This is a genomic window from Vibrio sp. D420a, from assembly GCF_030248625.1.
Taxonomy (GTDB): Bacteria; Pseudomonadota; Gammaproteobacteria; order Enterobacterales; family Vibrionaceae; genus Vibrio; species Vibrio fortis_A.
The window spans coordinates 1-1,672 of the sequence record NZ_JAHGAN010000080.1 but is presented as its reverse complement, the minus strand read 5'-3'; the positions used below and the strand labels follow the sequence as shown (position 1 = coordinate 1,672).

The following is a 1,672-nucleotide window of genomic DNA, read 5'->3' as shown; positions in this document are numbered from 1 at the left end:
CGTATCTCGTATCTCGTATCATGAGATAGTAAAAAGGGTTGGCATTTTCATACCAACCCTCTAAATCATTCAGTTTTCTATTTCTCTAACATACCTAGCTTATCTGGCACACCATTCCACTTCTCAGCTTCATCCATTGCAGGTTTCACTTCAGTTTGAACAGGCCACAGCTCTGCTAATTCCGCATTCAGCTCAATGTAGATTTGCTGATCTTCTGGTACTTCGTCCTCTTGGAAGATCGCTTGGGCATCACATTCCGGCACACATAGGCCACAGTCAATACACTCAATCGGATTGATTACCATGAAGTTTGGACCTTCATGAAATGCGTCTGCGGGACATACCGCCACACAGTCAGTATATTTACATTGGATACAGTTATCGCCGACGACAAATGCCATGATGCTCTGCTCTTAAGTTAGTCAAAATTGAGGAGTGGGGATAATACTCATCCCAAGACAAAATTCAATATCATCGCGGGGGAATATCATCTCTAATTCGCTTCTGCTTTCAATTTATTATGACAGAGAATTCAATTTCTCGTAAAATGCGCGCCATTGTGAGCGAAGCACTCTCTCAACAACTATGATGAGATCCGCAGTGCCAAGCTAAGACACCTATAAAACGAGACATCTATACATGATACGTTTAACCGAAATTAAACTTCCACTCGACCACGAAGAGCACGAAATCCAAGACGCAATTGAAGCGAAACTGGGTATCACTGCTGATCAGGTTATCTCTTTTAATATCTTTAAACGTGGCTACGATGCTCGTAAGAAAACAAAGATCCTTCTTATCTACACTCTCGATGTCGCTGTAGAAAACGAAGAAGCCCTACTCGAAGAGTTCGTGAGCGACCCTCACGTGAAAGTAACGCCAGACATGGCTTACAAGTTTGTTGCACAAGCACCTGAAAACCTAACTGAGCGCCCTGTCGTTATCGGTTTTGGTCCATGTGGCCTATTCTCAGCGCTTATCCTAGCGCAAAGCGGCTTCAAGCCTATCGTTGTTGAGCGTGGTAAAGAAGTTCGTGAACGTACTAAAGATACCTTCGGTTTCTGGCGTAAACGTACTCTGAACACAGAATCAAACGTACAGTTTGGTGAAGGCGGCGCGGGTACATTCTCTGACGGTAAGCTATACAGCCAAGTAAAAGATCCAAAACACTACGGTCGTAAAGTTATCGAAGAGTTTGTTGCGGCAGGCGCACCTGAAGAAATCCTATACGTAAGTAAGCCGCACATCGGTACCTTTAAACTGGTTACCATGATCGAAAAAATGCGTGCGAAAATCATCGAGCTTGGTGGCGAAATTCGCTTCAGCACTCGTGTTGACGACATCCACATGGAAGATGGTCAAATCACAGGCCTGACCCTATCTAACGGCGAAGAGATCAAATCTCGCCACGTTATCCTAGCGGTAGGACACAGTGCTCGTGATACATTCGAAATGCTGCACGAACGCGGTGTTTACATGGAAGCGAAGCCATTCTCTGTTGGTTTCCGTATTGAACACAAACAATCAATGATTGATGAAGCGCGTTTCGGTCCAAATGCTGGCAACCCAATCCTTGGTGCTGCGGACTACAAACTGGTTCACCACTGTAAGAATGGCCGTACCGTTTACAGCTTCTGTATGTGTCCTGGCGGTACTGTTGTTGCTGCGACTT

2 protein-coding genes are annotated in these 1,672 nt (G+C 45.0%); one reads left to right on the top strand and one right to left on the bottom strand.

Annotated elements, in window-relative coordinates:
* Positions 1-77: 77 nt before the first annotated feature.
* A complete protein-coding gene (gene fdxA / locus KI743_RS24240; RefSeq protein WP_032550401.1) occupies positions 78-401 on the bottom strand; it encodes a ferredoxin FdxA in 324 nt (107 codons plus the stop codon).
* Between the two features lie 238 nt (positions 402-639).
* Here fdxA and KI743_RS24235 point away from each other — a divergent pair.
* On the top strand, positions 640-1,672 hold a 1,033-nt coding region (locus tag KI743_RS24235; RefSeq protein ID WP_285468558.1), incomplete at its 3' end, for an NAD(P)/FAD-dependent oxidoreductase.